Here is an 18,517-nt window from a genome sequence, read left to right as displayed (position 1 = left end):
CTATCGACTCACTTCTTTGCATCCTTCATCAGTTGTAGTTGCCGAGGGTGGTATTTTCCGTCTGGTAAGTGAGCCAGAAGACAGGTTTGTTCTTGCGATGAATCTTTGGGTAGTTTTGATGCGGGGTTAACGGCTTTGACAATGAGAGATGTTGATTAAGTCTCCACCAAAACTCTTACCAAGAAAGCCCAAGATAAGGAGTCAGGAAGGTTTCAACCTCATCCCGTGCGAGACCAACCTCAACATGCACGCCACCCTGCTGCAACATCGCAATACCCGCGCCATTGTTTCGCCGATCTGGGTCGAGTAGCGAAACGACCACTTTGCCTATCCCTGAATTCAACAAGGTTTCGGCACACGCTGGCGTTCTGCCAATAAACGAGCAGGGTTCAAGTGTGACGTATGCTGTTACCGTTTTAATATCGATATTTGAACTGAGCTTCCCGAGTGCTTCCACTTCCGCATGATGGCCGCCAATAGGTTGTGTAAACCCTTCCGCAACAATATCGCCATTGGCGACAAGGACGCAGCCCACAGGAGGGTTGGGTTGGCAATAAGGCAGTGCATTTTTTGACACATCGAGCGCTCTAAGCATGAATCGCTTTTCGTCTATCACGTCCTGTTTCCTGCTTCTTTTCCCGTTGGAATGATCATCTCCGTCGACGCGCCTGACGTTCCTCGTTGAAAATGACACTGCCCCCCCAATCTCTTTACGCGTGATTGAATAGACGCCAGTCCATACCCGTGATCACTGTCATCTTGTTCTTCACTGCATTTTCCGTCGTCTGTAATCTGAATATGTAGTGAATTTGATTCCATTTGGCAACAGAACATCACTCTGGTCGCGTCCTTTGCATGTTTGATCGTGTTGGTTATAAGCTCCTGAAAAACACGCAGTAAGTCCAGCTTTTGTTGGGCGCTCAAGTGCATTTCTTCGTCACAGATATCAAGGCTCCACGCTAAGTCGATACCAGAGGCCTCCAAGACGGGCTCGATGCGTGAGCGCCACTGACCAAGGAGCACGGTAAACTGGGTTTCAAACAACGGGTTCCGGCTATCAAGAATCAGTCTGAGGTCATTGAGACATTGCTGCGCTTTGAGTTGGAGATCTTCCCGGCCAACGCTCTTCACTCTTAGCAAGGTGATCAGCTCTACCAACTGGCTACCCAATCCATCGTGCATGTCAGATAACAGGTTTTGCCGTTCCGTCAGCAAAGCACGTTGCTTCTCACTTTCGTGGGCTATCGACTGCTCTTGCTCAAAACGTTTTACTGCTTCAACGACTTTGTCTTCCAACGTTTTCTGCAACTCTTCACTCTTGTTTAGGGCGCTCACATAGCGGTACATCAGCAAGCCACAAAGTGTCAGAAAGATCAGTAAGTTTGCATGTATACTCAGCGGAAAATACATATCCAGAAGCTGCATGCCATCCAGTGAATCCAACACCCCAGCATAAACACCCACCAGACCGGATATCGCCAAGATAAGTGCACTGAGGCTGTGTCGTAAGCATGCCTGCCACAGCAATATGCCTCCGATATACACAGCGCTCAACGCCACGAATCCCCGCAAGAAGCTCTCGTTAAATCGCCACCATAAATACTGAGGATCCCACTCATATAACGCAAAGGAGGCAACCACCAGCAAGAGGGAAACACACACAAATCCGTACTCAAGTTTTCTCCCCTCAATGCCATACCAGCGGTGGAGAAACAGCACCATAAACAAGGTGAGCATGGGTTGGAGTGAAACAGACAGCATCCAATAAATGTGCTGGGAAATGGGCAAATTGGAAATCGTGAACGTCATATTGGTCAACGCCCAGCAGACCGTACCCAGCGCGAAGTAGAGATATTCGCTGTTCTGACGACGAAACCACCAGAGCATCAGGTAAAACATCGTGATCACTGGCGTGAGCCAGAGCATCACTTTATGAACGCCTATCTGAGACCAGTACAAACGCTGATAAACAGGTTTCACCTCTTCAGGCGTACCCGCGTAGATTTGAGGAAGCCGCAACCCACCACTGGATCCAATATCTATCGAGACAGCTAGGTTCTCTCCGTCAAATAATCGATTGGGGAACTCGTGATAAACAGGCTGATAGCGAAAACGCGGCATCATACGTTCGCGGGAGTAGGACACAGGCGCGGTCTGCCAAATTAACTCCCCTCCAGTGCGCATTACCAAGGTATCTCTGAATGGCGGCAACAAAATCGCCGTGGTATCTCCACCCGCTTTTGGCAGTACCAAACTGTATTGCCCATAGGAAAAACCGCTACCAAGGGTGTAGTTATGCGGCAGGGAAACCTCCCGGTATGTGGGCTTACCGTCTTGCTGAATCACCTGAGTCGCCACATCAACAACGGGCAAGTTGATATGGTTAGTCACCTCAAGTCCCTTCACCATTATCAGCAGCATGATTGCAGGCAGCACGAGTACCAACACAAAGCGAAATACTGCATTGGTTAGCGCCTTTCCAGAGTGCATCGCAGACATTCTTTGGTGCATTAGATCCTTAATACCCCCTAGAACTTGGGATGGTGATTATTCCTGTCAGATTTAGGCTGTTTGGTAACCACTTCGCCCAAGGAGTTACCCATGAAATTCGCAGCCGTTACCGGAACAAACGGGAAAACCACCAGCATTGAGTTAACCCGCCAACTACTGAACCATATCGGCGTGTCCGCAATGACATGGGGCACGTTGGGGCTTCGCCACCAAGACATCACCGAGTCCCTGCCCTGGTATTGCAACACCCCTGAACGAATCCATGACCACGTGAAGGAGGTGATGGTGCAGTGGCAAATCGACGTCTGCTTGATGGAATGCTTCAGCAGGTTACTGATTTTAGGACAGTACCAAAGATTCCAATTTGACTGTGGGGCTTTTACTAACCTGTCTCACGATCATCGCGATTACCATAAAACCGAGACAGACTACCTCAACGCTAAACTCAAACTCACCGCTCATTGCAAACCGGGCGCAAGCATCTGGCTCCGCCATGAAGAGCCACACCGCGAAGCATGGTTTGATGCATGCATTCAGCACGGTTGCCTACCAAAAACCTTCAGCAGCCAAACGCGGGAAAGCGGGTGGTATGGCGTGCTCAACCATCACCAACTGACGTTGTGTTTGGCCGGTGAACACTGGCAAGGCCGCGCACCGTTCTTGGGGCAGCACAATGTCTTCAACTTGCTGACTGCCTTGGGCCTGATCGACAGCCTTTGTGGTTATCATGCCATGAAAAAAGCCCTTGCATTTATCCCCTCTCTCACTCTGCCACCGGGTAGGTTGCAAGCCATTCCAGTCAAAGATAAACGGCGGATTTTTGTCGATTTTGCCCACAACCCTGATGGCCTGGGTCAAACGCTTTCAGCGTTAAGAGAACACTATCAGAAGCCCTTAACCGTCGTGTTTGGGTGTGGGGGCGATCGGGACAAAACCAAACGCACGCCTATGGCAAAAGAGGTGGGGAAATATGCCCAACGCATTTTTATCACTGGTGACAACTCACGGACTGAGCCGATTGAGCATATCGTTTCCCCCTTGCGCCAGACCTTGCCTCATGCGCGTTTTGTGAAAAACCGGGTCGAAGCCATTTATCAGGCACTCTCTGGCCAAACTGATGAGGACATTCTTGTCGTCGCGGGACGAGGACATGAAACCTACCTTCCCGGCGCTTCACCTTTGCTACCTCCCTCTTTCTTCAATCAGCCGTTGTGCGATGCCGACGTCATCAAGATTTGCCTGAAGCAAATACAACAGCGCTGAACCTCACTCCAAAAAGCCTGTTATCACGACATCTTTCTCTCAACACCTCTAAGGAGGAATCTATGCGAGTTGCAGTTATTGGCGATTCCGTCATGTGGGGACAAGGGATCCCCCGGCATCAAACCTACGCAAACCAACTGGTTGCTTGGCTTTCCCGAGAGCTTCGTATTGGCGCTTCCATCAATGACATGCACCAACCCATCACGGGTGACTACAAAGCCCACTCAGGCGCGATTATTGGTAAAAAGAACGAGCATCATCGTCGCCCAGCATTCGACACCCACCTGCCACAACCCACGTTTTTTGGTGAACTGCCTGCGGCTTACCCCACCATTACTAAACAATTAACGGAGCTGGATCGCCCCGAGAACATCGATCTGCTTCTGGTGAACGGCATAGCCAATGATGTCGGGTTTAAATCTGCAGCTACAGACTACGAGAAAACGGTTGAAAAGCTCGACGACCTGATTGATGAGCGCTTGGTGCCCTTTCTCAGAAAAGTCAGATCTCAATGTCCTAACGCACAAATCATATATACCGGATATTTCCCTTCGGTTTCGCCGCATTCGCGTTTTGAGAGTCTGGAACAGTTTACCGATGTCATGCATGAGTCAGGTTCTGTGCTTCAGGAGATTTTAGATTTTCGAACAGGAAACCGTTTTGCTGATGCAGCTATCGACTTCGCCAAAGCACTGTCTCCCGTCGATGATGTTCTGGGTTGGATGGCAGAAGGCCTGCAGACACCGGCAGACACGCTTGAACAAGCCAAGCTCAATGGCTACCTGTTTTATATCGCCATGGAGCTGGGAGCCATGCGCGCAGTCAATAAGGTTAACAAAGAACTCGCTGACACCCGCAAAGCCCCTATCTGGTTTCTCCATCCTGGTCTTGCAGCGACTCAAGCCATGTTCACAAGACGCCCACAAGTATGGGGATGGAACGGGGATGGAACCGTCACCAGAGAGCGCAATAAACTCTGCCCCAACTACCAAGCTGGATTGGAATATTCGGTAGCAAACGGTTTTGAGATTGAACAAAACCTCTTCTCTGCCGTGGCATGTCGTAAAGCCCACATGTTGCACCCCAACAAAGCAGGTGCGAACCAGTATTTTTCTAGGCTACGTTCGATGATGACAGATCATTACAACTTCAGCCTGCGAAAAGTGATGAACAACATCGCACCTGGCTATAGCCTCCGCAAAGCGACCCAAGAACTGGGCATTCCCTTCTATGGCTCCCTTCGAAACCTCATCCCTCATCAAACCCTGAATATGCTGGGAGCTACCCTGACCGTTCAGGCAAAAACCCGCGCCAAAAAGCTCACCTTCCAACTTCATTACAGCAACCGAAAGTTTCCATTGGTCGTCAAAGCCGTCACAAATCAAGGTGCGATGACGCTATTCGCTTCTGAGCAGGTGGTGCTTGATCTGGAAGCGAGATTACCCATCCGATCACTCAACAAACTCTCACTACGCTGCGCCACATCTGGCGTCAGGAAAGTCAGCAACGTCAATTTGCAGGTGATGATCAACGGCGCGGGCTTCGCCTTTGATCTCGAAGACGCCGCAGCTGCATTAAGACCACAGGGTATTCCCCTTCCATTCGGCCTCAACGCAACCCAATAACAGTAAAAGGACACTCATTATGGCGACAGACATCAAGCTTCAAAGAACCCGTATCGACAACATCGCCCGCATGATCCGGTTTGGTGAACAACTGGACACCAACAGTGGTGGCGGCATGGTGTTGGATCGCGACACACTTTTTATCACGGAGAATATCACCCGCTTCCGCGGTGGCAGCCAGCGCACCTTCATTACGCCTGACAAGGTTTCGACAACCAAGGTCACCAGTAAAGAAGCCTTCACTGAGCAGTTGGATTGCCGAAGGGATTTACGAATCGGCATGCTCGCATCAGTGACAGAAGCAGTTGATAACGAACCCGGCTCTCTAAAAGTGATTACCCCGAAAGACTCACCCGACATTCACATCGACGGCCGAACCAGCACAGTCAAAGCACGACATTTCAGCCGCACCTCAGATGAACGGCTAAAACAGGACATTAAACCCATAGTTTCAGCCCAGCAGTTACTTAACCAAATCGAAGGCGTGACCTATCGGTGGAAAGATACCCATCAGGCAACCGAGGAGTTTGGCCTGATTGCCCAGCAAGTAGAGACTGTGATCCCCTCACTGGTTGACGAAGACGAAGACGGGCTGAAAAGTGTCGATTACGAAGGCTTGATCCCTTTGCTGCTTGAATCCGTCAAACAGCTCCACGCACAAGTTCATCAGCTTGAAACCCGCATTATTGAGCTGGAATCGGCGTCATCCCAGCCCTAATCCCTAACCCTAAATGGAGGCCCCCATGAGTCAGACAGAACCCATGATCAAATTCGATGACGGTGGCAACGCCAGTCTGCTCCGTTACGACTTACCTGCATCGACAGCATTCACTTATGAGCAGGTTTCTGAACTTGTGATACCAAGCAAATTCAAACGCAAGAAAAGTACCGACAGTACATCCAATCAGGAGAAAAGCGCTAAAAACGTGGTGCCTATGACCATGATGGCCATGAAAGCCCACGCCATCAGCCCACTTTGGCATGCAGTGCTTGCAAACGAAACGGATGAAAAAATAAACGAGCAACTCATTCAACCCGCACCAGTGAATGACGTTATCGAGGACACCCCCATCCAAAACGAAGCAATAGTGCAAACCGCCGTCCAACCACTGGACTACGTCATCAATAAGTATGGTATGGCGCAAGTACAGAACATGCTTGAGAACGGCTATGTCATCGACAGCTATGTTGGCATTTCAGGCATCCCTAACTATGACCTCTACCTACCCAATTTGACATCAGTTCCAACAATTCGTCTGGTGGAAAAGATAACAGTCAGAAACTATCTCGGTGATTATGGTGCAGGCCGAGTGGTGGATTCCTTCTCCTTGCTACCAGGGGAAGAAGTCGAACTTTCCATCCGCAGCTTTGAGCAAACCAAAACCAACCGCTCGGAAACCCAAAGTATTCTTGATGCGCATAGTTCAGATACCCAATCAGAACTGACAGAATCACTGGATAGGGAGAGTAAAACCGAGTTTTCAGAAGACACGCAGGATAAATGGCGTCTTGAAGGTCGCACCGACTACCGGATGAAAACCAGCGCCAAAGTGGATATCCCTGTGGTGGGTAGTGGTGGCGGCGAGAATGAGCTGAAAATATCAGTCAGTGGTGGCTATGAAACCCAAACCAATACCCACCGCGCCAACACACAGAAAACCGCAGAAAGTGCACTGAAAAAACACATCGACAAGGTGAATGCGAAACGCGAAGTCAATGTTCAGGTCGATCGCAGTAGCAGCCACACTGAAGAGAACGAGTTCAGTGAAAAACGGACGATTCGCAATATCAACGTCAGCCGCACCCTGAACTTTGTCGCACGACAGATGAACCAGGAATACCTGTCTACTTTCGCATTGACCGGTGCCTATCTTGAAGTCGACTACGGCACGCCCGCCAGTATCAAACGCTACGAGCTTTATGAACTGGACGCTTTGTTTGAAGACTGTATTGCTGATCGAGACTACCGGGAAGATGTCACCAAAGTCCTCTACCGAATGCTGGCCTCTATCCGTGACCACCAAGGAAATACCCGAAGCCTGATTAAACAGGAACACATCGAAACGCCAGAAAAAAAAGCGCTGCTAAGCGTTGATCATCAAGTGACAACGCCCGTATCTGAAATCGGCGGCAAGCCCATTGATGTGCCGGGTATTGTATTGGCGGTTAACCAAAACATCCTGCAAACATCCGGTGTCGTCGTGGAAGCCCTGCTTGGTCAATCCAACGCGCTAGACCCTTACTCTATGGGTCTGCAAGCTAACGAAGTACGACGCCGGGAGCTCGAAAACAGTGGGCGTAAACTGAAAACCCATGTGATCAATGCGCTGATTGATATCGCCAACCAACCCGAGCACAAAGAGAACGCTATTGCAGCGATTTCAGCACTCCAGACCATTCACAACGATTGCTGTGAGGAAGAGAAAGGGGATAGCGCATGACGGATACACTCACCAACTCATCTTCCCTTATCACAGGGTCGACCAACCAAAGTCCGGTTGCCCCTTTAGGGCAATCTTTGGTGACTCCGAAAGAGGCTGCCCCGCCTAATCTCGGCACATCCAAATTTAAATTTCATTTGCTGGATATGGAATATTCCAATGGTTTGCTGACCTTTTCTGTGCTGCTGGCAAACTTTGCTGTTCGCCAGCACAAGCTTTTACCGGGTCAGAAAAAATACCTTGATGAACTGGTTTCTCTTTTTAAAGCCTATGGGGATGCTGCAAGAGTGACTCACCTTATTGGCAGAGCGAGCAAAACTGGCCCTGAAGGTAAAAATAAAACCTATGCCAAAAAGCGGTTGGAAAGTGTTAAACAATATCTGGTGGGACGATGCCCAAACCTGCAAATCCTGAAAGAATCTTCTGATGGTTCATCCTCTCCCACTCACGTGAAAAACGAAGCATCACAATTGGACTGGAACCGTTCGGTGGAAATCCGAGTTTCTGTGCTCATTCCAGAGCCCAAACTTCCCAAACCGAAAAAACGTAAAGTGCCGATAATAAAAGATGTATGTAGCCAGGGCTCATCTCATAAATGGCGCTTAGAAGTTTCAATCATGCTGAGTTTTGACGTCATCATCGGTGTGGTGCTGCTCGTTGGTAAGCTCCACAGACTAAGTGGCGATGATATGCCCCTTGAAACAAAAGATGTTTACGTAGTGGGAGCCACGGCGAATATACCTTTACCTATCAAACATCTAAAACACATTAAGAAGCTCAAACACATCAAGGAAGTCAGAAAAATTGTCCCCCTTTTGACGAAACCCAAAAAACTGGCGAGTTACCTGAAACACTCAAAATTAGGTGTGAGTACCAGCGTGACCTCGTCAGGGGGAAAGCTCGAATTTGTTACTGGCAACCGTTTTCACTGCTATCGATTTGATGATTTTGAGGGCAGTGTAGGAATGGCATTTGCCTCAGTGGGGTTTATTGCAGGAGGGGGCGATCTATTAACGATGAAACTCCCCTCAAACTTTCCTCAAAGCGCTGATTACTGGTTCAAAATTGGCGGTATAGGTGCTGTAAGAGGAGGTTATGACTTTCTCAATGTGGGTGCCGGCATTGGTGCTGGATACTTATTTGTTGAGTAAACATCAAAGCAGTCCCTGTTGGTTAGCTTCAAACACCGCCTCACAGCGACTGCTTACTTCAAGCTTGCGGTAAATGGCCTTAATATGATCATTTACCGTGTAGTGAGAGATACCCATCGCGCTTCCAATCTCACTGGTTTTTAGTCCCTTTGCCAGTAGCGCCAGCACTTCGTTTTCTCGGTTAGTTAAAGGATTATTCAGCGGCGTTTGCGTTCCTACCTGAATTTGATTTAACACATGTGCTGCCACCGCCGCACTCATGGGTGCACCGCCCGCCAACTGATTTTCAATCGCTTCTTCAATTTTCTCAAACGGCGTGTCTTTTAACAGGTATCCGCGGGCTCCCGCCTGAATCGCACTTAGCACATTGGTTTCATCACCAAAAATGGTCAGCACCATCACCTCAGTGTCAGGGTGGTTTTTTCGCAGGTAGTGAATCAAATCCCGGCCATTGCCATCGGGCAGGCCTAAATCGACCAGCGCCAAATCGTACTCATTCTGTTCAGCCAACATCAGTGCCTCTGCCAGTGAACCAGCGCAATCACAATGGGTTATCTTATAGGAGGAGGCCAACTGCCCCAGAAACTGCTGATAGGCGGGGATATCTTCCACAATTAATAAACGGGTCACATGCCACCTCTTACTTCGGCAAAACAGAAGGAAAAAGTATCTAAGAATCAAAGCCGGATGGGTGTAATAAGCGCAAGACTGAGCACAATCTTACCTATACGTAGATCACTTAAAGAAATGGATATTTCAGACTAGAAAGTCTCACCCTCTATTACCTTGGGTTTCCTATATCGCGACTCTTTTCAACACGCTAGCATCTATGCTCACGCCTTATAAAGTGAAAACATCTGACGCGAATTGACTCCAAGGAGCTGGCATGTTTTTCACCAAACGATTCTTTCCCTATTTTCTTACTCAGTGCCTCGGCGCGCTGAATGACAACATCTACAAAAACATTCTGTTGTTGATGGTGACCTACAGCTTTATTGATTCACTTCCTGTTTCGGTCGATCTCTTCGTCAACCTTGCTGCTGGCCTTTTCATTCTGCCTTTCTTCCTGTTTTCTGCGCATGCTGGCGCGATTGCCGACAATATGGATAAAGCCAAACTCATTCAGCGTTTGAAACTTGCAGAGCTCGCCATTATGGGCTGCGCCGCTGCAGCCATCTTGACGCAAAATGCGTTACTGATGTTGGCTTTGCTTTTTATGACGGGAACCCAGTCGGCGTACTTTGGGCCTGTTAAGTACGCTCTTTTACCTCAGGCTCTGAAGGCCAATGAACTGGTAAAAGGCAATGCCTGGGTCGAAATAGGCACTTTCCTCTCTATCCTTATTGGTACGCTCAGCGCAGGTCTGCTTCTCGCCATTCCTAGCGGGACATTCATTGCAGCGTGTCTGGTTGTTTCGCTGTCATTGATTGGCTTTTTGAGTAGTGTGAACATTCCATCTTTGCCCGTTTCCAACCCAGAGAAAGTGCGTTTTTCTCCGATTTCAGGCATGAAGAACACGCTTAAAGTCGCCAAAAAACAACGCGGGATCTGGATGTCGATTCTCGCCATTAGTTGGTTCTGGTTTATGGGTGCAACCTACCTGACGCAGTTTCCGAACTTTGCCCGTGAACACCTGCACGCAGACAGTACCGTGGTTTCGCTGCTGCTCGCCCTGTTCTCTATTGGTATTGCCGCAGGTTCTTTTATCTGTGAGAAGCTGTCTTTCAACAAAGTGGAACTGGGCATTCTTCCTTTCGGTATTCTTGGCCTGACACTGTTCAGTGCGGATTTGCTTTGGGCAGTTCCTTCCGTTGAATCTTTCCCCGAGCAGTTTTATGGCGTGCAAAGCTTCATCGCTCAATCAAGCCATCTGCGTGTGATGTTTGATCTCTTTATGGTGGGTGTCAGTGGCGGCGTGTTTATTGTCCCGCTGTATGCATTTATTCAGTCTCGCGCTAAAGACGGTGAGTGCGCGCGCTCTATCGCAGCAAACAACATTATGAATGCGTTGTTTATGGTGGCCTCGGCACTGGTTTCTATCTTGGTATTGAGCGTATTGGATTTCTCGATTGTCGAATTGTTCGCACTGATGGCGGTAGGGAACTTCATCGTGGCAATTTACGTTTACCGTCAGGTGCCTGAGTTCACACAACGTTTCATCAGTTACTTATTGAGCCACTGTCTGTACCGCGTATCGGTTAATGGCCGCCAGCATATTCCTGAGCAAGGCGCAGCCTTGATTGTCGCAAACCATGTCAGCTATGTAGACGCATTGCTCCTGATGGGAACATCAACCCGCCCAGTGCGTTTTGTGATGGATAAATCCATCAGTGAAATGCCGATACTGAAATACGTTTTCCGTCATGCGGGTGTCATTCCTATCTGCTCGCCCCGCAAGTGCGAGAAGACCTACAACGCGGCATTCGAAACCATTGGGCAGGCATTAAACAACGGCGAAGTCGTCTGTATTTTCCCTGAAGGCCGTTTAACCTCTGATGGTGAACTTGGCGAATTCAGACCCGGCGTGGAGAAAATTCTCGCTCAATCACCGGTGCCGGTCATCCCAATGGCATTGAAAGGATTGTGGGGCTCCTTCTTCAGTCATAAAAACGGCCATGCACTCACAACCCGCCCAAGACGGTTTTGGTCAAAGATTGAAGTGAATATTGGTGAGCTGTTAAAACCGAACGCATTAAACCGTCACTTGCTGCAAAAGGAAGTACAGAGCTTACTGGTGTAAAAACAAAAAATGCCACCCGGTTGAGGTGGCATTTTTCATATACCCAAATGGTTAAACAGCAGCAGGCATGACCTGAACACGAAACAGTCTGCGACAACGCTCCAGGAAAGAGCCATACACCACACCCAGTAAGCCGGAAAGCAGCGCGTTTGAAGCGACGGCTGTTGCGATTTGACTTGGTTCAGCGCCAACGGTAAACAAAATAGCTGCATACACTGGCGACTGGAAAGCCACATAAGCCACAAAGTCCGCCACGCGCTTCATTGTTTTGGTCGAAGATAGACGTTGCGAGAACTTCTGCACATTGTCTCGGAATACACCGTAAGGCCAGGCAATCAGAATATTGACTGGAATCGACAACAGTCGCGAAGCCAAAGATTGTTCGAAAGACATACCAGACACGAAGATCTCGACCATCATGCCAGTGACGAAGCAGAAAACGACCATGGCAAACATATCAGCCACGACGCTGCGAACGCGGTTAGCGCCACCCATTTACTCACCCCAAAATCGCTAAATCAAAACGGCTAAAACAGCCAAAAATTCAATAAAAAAACGGGTTGGAGAAGTGCCGTTCACGCCGACTTTTTCACCTCCGTTATATCGGCTATTAGAACAAAACTCTGTTGGATTTAGGCGCTATATTTAAAATTAAAACCAGTGTTTTATTCTAATTATTAAGACAATAATGGCTCATGTGACCACAATAAATCTGGCACATGTTAAGCCCATTTGATCACAATCTAGTCTGGCTTTCGGGACAGGTCTCTGGCCATGATCAGCGCCAAGCCTAGTATCTGGAGGAAAAGGGCAAGGTTTCGGTAGTTAGAGATACTGCTCACAATTTCACGGTAGGAGTCTGCTAACTGTAGGTTATCTAGATATAGCGTATCTATCTTGTTTCGCAGAAGATCTTGCTGCTGGTCAATACCGAGCATGATTTTGTTGATGTTGGCCATATCCAAGGGTGTATCTGTCATATCAGAAAACGGTGAAAGCAGTTGGCTAACGAGCATCTCTGGGAGCTCTCTACCCTCTTCTTGGGTGGTAAGAATGATGAGCAATGTTTCCCTTCGGCGCTCAAGGGCATCAACTTGCTGCCAAGTCAATTGAATAAGTTGATTGTTGCTGCTCTGGGTTTCTTCCACCACCGCCGCTTTCTCTCCCAAACCGTCAATCACAAAGTTGGTCATCAGCGCGGCGATCACATTCATGACCAGTCCTGTCGCAACAATCACCCACGTTGGCAGTCCTATTTGCACCTTGTTACTCCCTAAAGACAAAGCTAACGCTCTGCCTTCATGTATAGCGCAAAAACAATGCGTTAGGGGTCTCACTTCTACCCAATGATCAGAGAAATTCGCTAGAAATGAAAAAGGCCAGCATTTCGCTGACCTTTAAGGCTCGTTTGATGGGAACTTTATGCGCTTTGCGCCACTGGCATCACTTGCGCCAGTTTGAGGTAGGAATGCAGTTCGCCGTTTTTGTACTCGATGGCCGAATGAATGTTCACCGATTTATTGGCAATGACCCGACTACGGTAGGTGTTGTCGTTTTTCACGATTTCCAAATCGAGTACGCCTTGTTCCAGTTTCCACCAACCTTTGGTTGGTAGGCGGTTGAACAGGGTAAATTCTTCAAGGGTGCCGTCTTCTTTGAGCAGCAACTCAGTTACATAGCCCGCACTGCAGGTTTTAATCCAGCGTTGGCCTTTCACTTCCGATACCGAGAAAGAGCGCTTACTGGACATCCAGTCAAAAAGGGCGATGGCATCGACATCTGACACGTCGGGAAGTTGTTCAATATTCAGCATGGCTGCGGTGCCAGATTCACGCAGAAAAAGCTGTAAGTACGAGCTGTTTACCTGTTTTTGCATCTCTTACGTCACTGTCATTCCTTGAAAAAGATGAAGATAACCGCAAGCTACGCCCTCTTCATCCCTCTTTTTGTAGGAATGTTAACCAGCGCCGAAAACAGGCCGGAATCCGATAGTCAGTGTTTGATAATGAGGCGTTAATTCAGGAACCAATATCACTAAATGAAAGGGGAATTGCGCTGAATCAAAAATGAGCAATGCATCTCACTGGAGAGGCACTGTTGTGTGAACTATCTTTAAAACGAGTGGGTTCACTATCAGGTGAGGATTATGCGCTATCTCGTTGTTAAATCAATAATTATAACTTCGGCTCTGGTATCTGGTTTTGCCTTTGCTGCAAAAGATAAGTTGGGTGAAGTGGTTACAGAAAGAAACGAATCAATCTGCAAGCAGAAGTTCACGCAAGAGCTGTTTACTCAGCAACGAATTTTCAGCTCTGATCGCAACGGCTCCGATAAACGCCGTATAGCAGAGCGAAAAATCGAAGCTGCCCGCCAAAAATACAATGATACGGCAAGCTTTTGTGATGCATACGACGAGCTACTCACTTTCAATCCAGAAACGCTGGATCGCCGTCCTGGTGACGCACAATTCGATTAGTGACTCTTTATTAGCGATACCAGTCGAAGTTAGACAATTAACACAAGCCACTGATAAAGTGGCTTGAAATATTTCTAACGACAGGTGTCGCCATGTTCGCTATATCAAAATCGTTTTCTTCAAAACCACTTCGCGCGCTGATCGCTGCATCTGTTTTCGGATTTGCTTTGGCAGGCTGTTCAGATGATGAAGTTGGTGATGTCAGCTTAGGCCTCTTCACGACCAAAGACATTAAGATCCAAATCTTTAACGACCCAGAAGTGCCCGGCGTGACTTGCCACATCAGTCATGTGAAAGCAGACCTCGATTTTTCTGATCCGTCAGATATGGGTATCTCATGCCGACAAACCGGTGAAATCACCCCAGAAATGATTGCAAATGTGGATCGCTCTAAATCCGGTGAAGTGGTGTTTACTGCGTCAAAGAGCATCTTGTTCAAATCCATGAAAATCCGCCGCATCTTTGATTCTAAAAACCAGACCCTGATGTACCTCTCTTACTCCACCAAAGAAACACAAGGGAGCCACAAACACAGCCTCTCAACGGTTCCACTTTGGGGTACTAAGGCGTGGCAAGCGCCTGCAGAAGATAAATAAAACGCTGCTTGCTCATCCTTCTGGTGAGATTTTTAATGAAGGATGAGCACGCTTGCCTATCAGCAAGGTAGACTGCGCTCGTATCGTCCAACGATGTAAGTCACGTATCCGACTTTGAATACTCCCGCGATCACGATGGTCACTATGTGAGCGATGGTTTGATGGAAAATTGAAAAATTGTCCGCAAATGGGAAGCTGATGAGTAAAGAGCTCACCATTATCAAGCCCGACATAATCATCAACACGCCGCCGACCTGCGTAACCTTTTTGAAGTTAATGCCTCGTTCATTTCCAGATTGGATTACTACTTCCATAACCTCCTCCTTTAAAGGTGCATTTCAAATGCACTTTAAATAATAAAGGCTCTCCCGTCAAACTAATGCGAATGATTTTCACTCATTGGTAGGCCAGCTTGCTTTCTTGTTTTGGTATAAACGTTGGGTTTGGCGAAATACGCCGTTAATATACCGCTGTCGCATTCAACAGAGTAATTACCATGACCGCTTTTCCTTCCAAAAACCTCGTCGAGCAACAAACCACAGAATGGCTCGAGAAAGTCGTCATTGGCTTAAACCTCTGCCCGTTTGCCGCCAAGCCGCAGCGTAACAAGCAAATCAAGGTTGCCGTATGTGATGCCCAGGATGATCAGGAAGTGATGGAAAGCATCATCACAGAATTAACATTGCTGGAAAAAAGCGACGTGGCGGATTTAGAAACCACCATCGTGGTCACTCCGAATCACTTTCTGGACTTTGATGACTACAACCAGTTTTTGGATGTCGCAGACATGCTGATCGATCAGTTTGGCTGGCGCGGTATTTACCAGATTGCGAGTTTCCATCCCGATTATTGCTTTGCAGATGTCGAACCTGAAGATGATAGCAACCTGACCAACCGTTCACCGTTCCCGATGTTTCACCTGATCCGTGAAGCCAGCATTGAAAAAGCGCTGAAGCACTACGGCGGGGACGCGGAAGATATCCCTCAAATCAATATCGACCGCGTTTGCAGTTTGTCCTCAGAAGAGAGAAAAGCGCTGTTTCCTTATCTTTTTAAGGCGCACTGATACAACTAAATTCTGCCAAAACTTCATCTGCTAAAGTCAGTGTCAAAGCATCACCATCAGCGAGTTTACCCACGCCCTTTGGTGTACCTGTCAGCACAATATCACCCGGTGCCAGTGTAAAGTACTGGGTGAGATGGCAAATCAAATCGACCACAGGGTTAATCATCAGGCTGGTGTCTCCGCGCTGGGTTGGCTCGCCGTTGATGTCCAAACCATAAGTAGTCGCGGCCAGATCTATGCCTTCAAAAGGTACGAACTGGCTTTGCACGCAACTGGCATCAAAGGCTTTTGCCAGCTCCCAAGGCAGCCCTTTTTCTTTCAGTTTGCTTTGGGCTTCGCGGCGCGTCAGATCAAGCGCAACCCCAACCCCAACAATCGCGTCAAATACTTCTTCCGCCGTTGCCTTCTTCAGCGGCTTGCCGATTAATACTGATAACTCCGCCTCATAATGAATGGGCGCTAAACGTTCACTGAGTGCTAACGAGGAATCGGTGCCGACAATTGACGTCGCCGGTTTAATAAAGAGCACTGGCTCATCAGGGATAGGATTATTGAGCTCTTTGGCATGCTCAACATAGTTTCTCCCAATACAAACCGCCTTGCCCGTGGTCAACCCTGCAACCTTTCCGCCAACCCATTGATGTGAATACATTCGTGACTCCCTGTCATCTAAAATAACCGTGCCATATTATCAAACATCTTTAGGGGCTGTTGATCTTTGGTGGTTAAATTTTGTTCTCGCTATAAGCGTTTTAGGCGCGGCGAGGTGTGTGCCGCCTAGTTATTCTAAGCAAACACACTTCAACAAAGCATAAAACGCTTAGAGCAGAACCCTTCGGGCAGCTTTTGTGGGGAATTTATGCAGCGTTATCGGCTTCTCATGTAGGCTAGCTACACATCGAAGCCTCTGCCTTGCACAAAATCCCCACAAACTGCTGCAAAAATCATCACCAAAGGTCAACAGCCCCTAGTGATGATGGCGGTTCGATCCAATCTTGTTAATTCTTATGCCATCTTAGCCACGATTAGTTAAGTGAGTGTTGTATTATCGCGTAATCGTCCGTCTTTTTGGCCTTGAATTTCAGCGGTATTCGGTAGACACGGACGAGTCAGTAAGTCATATAAAAGGATAAAATATGAACCTCGATTACTTTGCGCTTGGGCTGCTGGTCTTTGTCGCTCTAGTGATTTTCTACGGCATCATTGTCATTCACGACATCCCCTATGAAATCGCGAAAAAGCGGAATCATCCGCATCAAGATGCCATCCACCATGCTGGCTGGGTGAGTCTGTTTACCCTTCACGCGCTTTGGCCCTTCTTATGGATTTGGGCAACACTTTGGCGCCATGATCGCGGCTGGGGAATGAGTGCGTTGGAACATAATCAGGAAGCCATGCAGAGCGAATTCAATGCGCTGAAAGAACGCATTGCTCTGCTGGAAAAAAAGCTCGAGGAAAAAGCACAAAGCGTGGAGACCTCAACCACCAGCGGCGACAAAGACGGGGAGGAAAAATAATGGATTTACTCCTCATTCTGACTTACACCGCACTGTGTGTCGCTATTTTCAAAATCTTCAAAATCCCTCTGAATAAATGGACCGTACCGACTGCGGTATTGGGGGGTATCGTGCTGATTGGCACATTGATTCTGCTGATGAACTACAACCACCCGCACACGGCGCTGGGCGGTAATGTGTATGTCACCACGCCAATCGTACCGAACGTTCGTGGACAGGTTGTCGAAGTGCCCGTTCAGGCTAACCAACCGCTCAAGCAGGGCGATATCCTGTTTAAGATTGACCAGACCCGTTTCAAAGCCCGGGTAATGGAAGCAAAGGCAGCCCTACAGGACGCGCAGCAATCTGTACTGACCCGTCAGGCCGCTTACTCAACGGCTAAGGCCAATACCCTCAAAGCGTTAGCTGAACGGGACAGAACAAAGAAAGAGTTTGAGCGTTACCAAAAAGGTGCAAAGAAGGGAGCGTTTACTGCTTCTGATGTCGACAACAAACGTCAAATCTATCTGGCTGCGGAGGCCTCTCTAGAAGCCGCAGAAGCGGAAGAAGATCGTCAGCTTCTGGGTATTACCTCTCAAATCAATGGTGTGGACACCACGGTAGCGAAAGCACAGGCTGCACTGGAACAAGCACAGTTTGATTTGGACAGCACTATTGTCCGTGCACCCACTGACGGCTACGTGACTCAAGTGACGCTGCGCCCAGGTATGATGGCCGTTCCTATGCCGCTTCGTCCGGTGATGACCTTTGTGAATGAAGACCGCACCCGATATGTGGGCGCGTTCCGCCAAAACAGCCTGCTACGCCTGAAACCGGGTTTTGAAGCCGAGTTCATCTTCCGTGCTCTGCCGGGCAAAACCTTCCAGGGCAAAGTCGTCGAAGTGCTGCCTGCCATTGCAGAAGGTCAGATTCAGGCGCAAGGCATGTTGATGGGCGACAAGATGTTTAGTGACCAAGGCCGTGCACTGGTTGTGCTGGAGATGACAGACGACATTTCTGAACATATGCTGCCGAACGGCACCAATGTCGAAATCGCCGTTTATTCAGACAGTTTCCATCATGTCTCTATCATGCGTAAGGTTCTGATCCGTATGAAGAGCTGGCAAAACTACCTGTACCTCGACCACTAAT

General features: G+C 48.4%; 19 protein-coding genes. 11 read left to right on the top strand and 8 right to left on the bottom strand.

Translation table 11 applies throughout. The annotated features are described in order from the left end of the window. Nucleotides 1–175 precede the first annotated feature (175 nt). The gene (locus QL223_RS09030; RefSeq protein WP_255350074.1) at nucleotides 176–616 is read right to left on the bottom strand and encodes a bifunctional diaminohydroxyphosphoribosylaminopyrimidine deaminase/5-amino-6-(5-phosphoribosylamino)uracil reductase RibD; all 441 of its coding nucleotides are present in this window, start codon (nucleotides 614–616) and stop codon (nucleotides 176–178) included. Further along, nucleotides 613–2,511 (bottom strand): ATP-binding protein, encoded by a 1,899-nt coding sequence (locus tag QL223_RS09025; protein WP_281544534.1) that lies wholly within the window; start codon nucleotides 2,509–2,511, stop codon nucleotides 613–615. The genes QL223_RS09030 and QL223_RS09025 overlap by 4 nt, the downstream gene beginning before the upstream one ends. A gap of 90 nt (nucleotides 2,512–2,601) precedes the next feature. Between QL223_RS09025 and QL223_RS09020 the strand changes: the two genes are divergently transcribed. The 5 genes from QL223_RS09020 to QL223_RS09000 all read left to right on the top strand — a co-directional run bounded on the left by QL223_RS09020 (nucleotide 2,602) and on the right by QL223_RS09000 (nucleotide 8,991). Further along, on the top strand, nucleotides 2,602–3,774 hold the full coding sequence (locus QL223_RS09020; RefSeq protein WP_281544533.1) for a Mur ligase family protein: 1,173 nt from the start codon (nucleotides 2,602–2,604) through the stop codon (nucleotides 3,772–3,774). 62 nt (nucleotides 3,775–3,836) lie between these two features. Beyond that, nucleotides 3,837–5,399, top strand: coding sequence for a hypothetical protein (locus QL223_RS09015; protein ID WP_281544532.1), 1,563 nt, complete (start codon nucleotides 3,837–3,839; stop codon nucleotides 5,397–5,399). A gap of 19 nt (nucleotides 5,400–5,418) precedes the next feature. Continuing rightward, on the top strand, nucleotides 5,419–6,117 hold the full coding sequence (locus QL223_RS09010; RefSeq protein ID WP_281544531.1) for a tail fiber domain-containing protein: 699 nt from the start codon (nucleotides 5,419–5,421) through the stop codon (nucleotides 6,115–6,117). Between the two features lie 25 nt (nucleotides 6,118–6,142). After that, a complete protein-coding gene (locus tag QL223_RS09005; protein WP_281544530.1) occupies nucleotides 6,143–7,840 on the top strand; it encodes a hypothetical protein in 1,698 nt (565 codons plus the stop codon). After that, a complete protein-coding gene (locus QL223_RS09000) occupies nucleotides 7,837–8,991 on the top strand; it encodes a hypothetical protein (protein ID WP_281544529.1) in 1,155 nt (384 codons plus the stop codon). Before QL223_RS09005 ends, QL223_RS09000 begins: the two co-directional genes overlap by 4 nt. Nucleotides 8,992–8,994: 3 nt before the next feature. On the opposite strand, the gene QL223_RS08995 is transcribed toward QL223_RS09000, so the two are convergent. Next, the gene (locus QL223_RS08995; RefSeq protein WP_281544528.1) at nucleotides 8,995–9,621 is read right to left on the bottom strand and encodes a response regulator transcription factor; all 627 of its coding nucleotides are present in this window, start codon (nucleotides 9,619–9,621) and stop codon (nucleotides 8,995–8,997) included. A 256-nt stretch (nucleotides 9,622–9,877) separates the two neighbouring features. Here QL223_RS08995 and QL223_RS08990 point away from each other — a divergent pair, with 256 nt between their 5' ends. Further along, on the top strand, nucleotides 9,878–11,731 hold the full coding sequence (locus QL223_RS08990) for an MFS transporter (protein WP_281544527.1): 1,854 nt from the start codon (nucleotides 9,878–9,880) through the stop codon (nucleotides 11,729–11,731). A 51-nt stretch (nucleotides 11,732–11,782) separates the two neighbouring features. On the opposite strand, the gene QL223_RS08985 is transcribed toward QL223_RS08990, so the two are convergent. The 3 genes from QL223_RS08985 to QL223_RS08975 form a co-directional block, all read right to left on the bottom strand. Continuing rightward, the gene (locus QL223_RS08985; protein ID WP_002536562.1) at nucleotides 11,783–12,226 is read right to left on the bottom strand and encodes an L-alanine exporter AlaE; all 444 of its coding nucleotides are present in this window, start codon (nucleotides 12,224–12,226) and stop codon (nucleotides 11,783–11,785) included. Nucleotides 12,227–12,474: 248 nt separating this feature from the next. Next, nucleotides 12,475–12,993, bottom strand: a complete 519-nt coding sequence (locus QL223_RS08980; protein ID WP_046307725.1) for a hypothetical protein — start codon at nucleotides 12,991–12,993, stop codon at nucleotides 12,475–12,477. Between the two features lie 158 nt (nucleotides 12,994–13,151). Then, the gene (locus tag QL223_RS08975; RefSeq protein WP_281544526.1) at nucleotides 13,152–13,607 is read right to left on the bottom strand and encodes a hypothetical protein; all 456 of its coding nucleotides are present in this window, start codon (nucleotides 13,605–13,607) and stop codon (nucleotides 13,152–13,154) included. A 270-nt stretch (nucleotides 13,608–13,877) separates the two neighbouring features. Between QL223_RS08975 and QL223_RS08970 the strand changes: the two genes are divergently transcribed. Beyond that, nucleotides 13,878–14,207, top strand: a complete 330-nt coding sequence (locus QL223_RS08970) for a hypothetical protein (RefSeq protein WP_002536559.1) — start codon at nucleotides 13,878–13,880, stop codon at nucleotides 14,205–14,207. Between the two features lie 92 nt (nucleotides 14,208–14,299). Next, nucleotides 14,300–14,803: a CreA family protein gene (locus QL223_RS08965; protein WP_281544525.1), complete on the top strand. Its 504-nt coding sequence runs from the start codon at nucleotides 14,300–14,302 to the stop codon at nucleotides 14,801–14,803. A 59-nt stretch (nucleotides 14,804–14,862) separates the two neighbouring features. Here QL223_RS08965 and QL223_RS08960 read toward each other — a convergent pair whose 3' ends face one another. Beyond that, the gene (locus QL223_RS08960) at nucleotides 14,863–15,117 is read right to left on the bottom strand and encodes a hypothetical protein (RefSeq protein ID WP_002536558.1); all 255 of its coding nucleotides are present in this window, start codon (nucleotides 15,115–15,117) and stop codon (nucleotides 14,863–14,865) included. A 182-nt stretch (nucleotides 15,118–15,299) separates the two neighbouring features. Between QL223_RS08960 and QL223_RS08955 the strand changes: the two genes are divergently transcribed. After that, nucleotides 15,300–15,869, top strand: a complete 570-nt coding sequence (locus tag QL223_RS08955; protein ID WP_281544524.1) for a DUF1415 domain-containing protein — start codon at nucleotides 15,300–15,302, stop codon at nucleotides 15,867–15,869. On the opposite strand, the gene QL223_RS08950 is transcribed toward QL223_RS08955, so the two are convergent. Next, complete coding sequence (locus tag QL223_RS08950) at nucleotides 15,856–16,521, bottom strand: fumarylacetoacetate hydrolase family protein (RefSeq protein ID WP_281544523.1); 666 nt, start codon at nucleotides 16,519–16,521, stop codon at nucleotides 15,856–15,858. The genes QL223_RS08955 and QL223_RS08950 overlap by 14 nt on opposite strands. 484 nt (nucleotides 16,522–17,005) lie before the next feature. Here QL223_RS08950 and QL223_RS08945 point away from each other — a divergent pair, with 484 nt between their 5' ends. Then, the gene (locus tag QL223_RS08945) at nucleotides 17,006–17,386 is read left to right on the top strand and encodes a DUF3302 domain-containing protein (protein ID WP_281544522.1); all 381 of its coding nucleotides are present in this window, start codon (nucleotides 17,006–17,008) and stop codon (nucleotides 17,384–17,386) included. Then, nucleotides 17,386–18,516: an HlyD family secretion protein gene (locus QL223_RS08940; RefSeq protein WP_046307738.1), complete on the top strand. Its 1,131-nt coding sequence runs from the start codon at nucleotides 17,386–17,388 to the stop codon at nucleotides 18,514–18,516. The genes QL223_RS08945 and QL223_RS08940 overlap by 1 nt, the downstream gene beginning before the upstream one ends. Nucleotide 18,517 lies beyond the last annotated feature (1 nt).

This window comes from Grimontia sp. SpTr1 (assembly GCF_947387585.1).
GTDB classification, from domain to species: domain Bacteria; phylum Pseudomonadota; class Gammaproteobacteria; order Enterobacterales; family Vibrionaceae; genus Enterovibrio; species Enterovibrio indicus.
The sequence above is the reverse complement of the archived record's forward strand: the minus strand, read 5'-3'. Positions and strand labels throughout refer to the sequence as shown.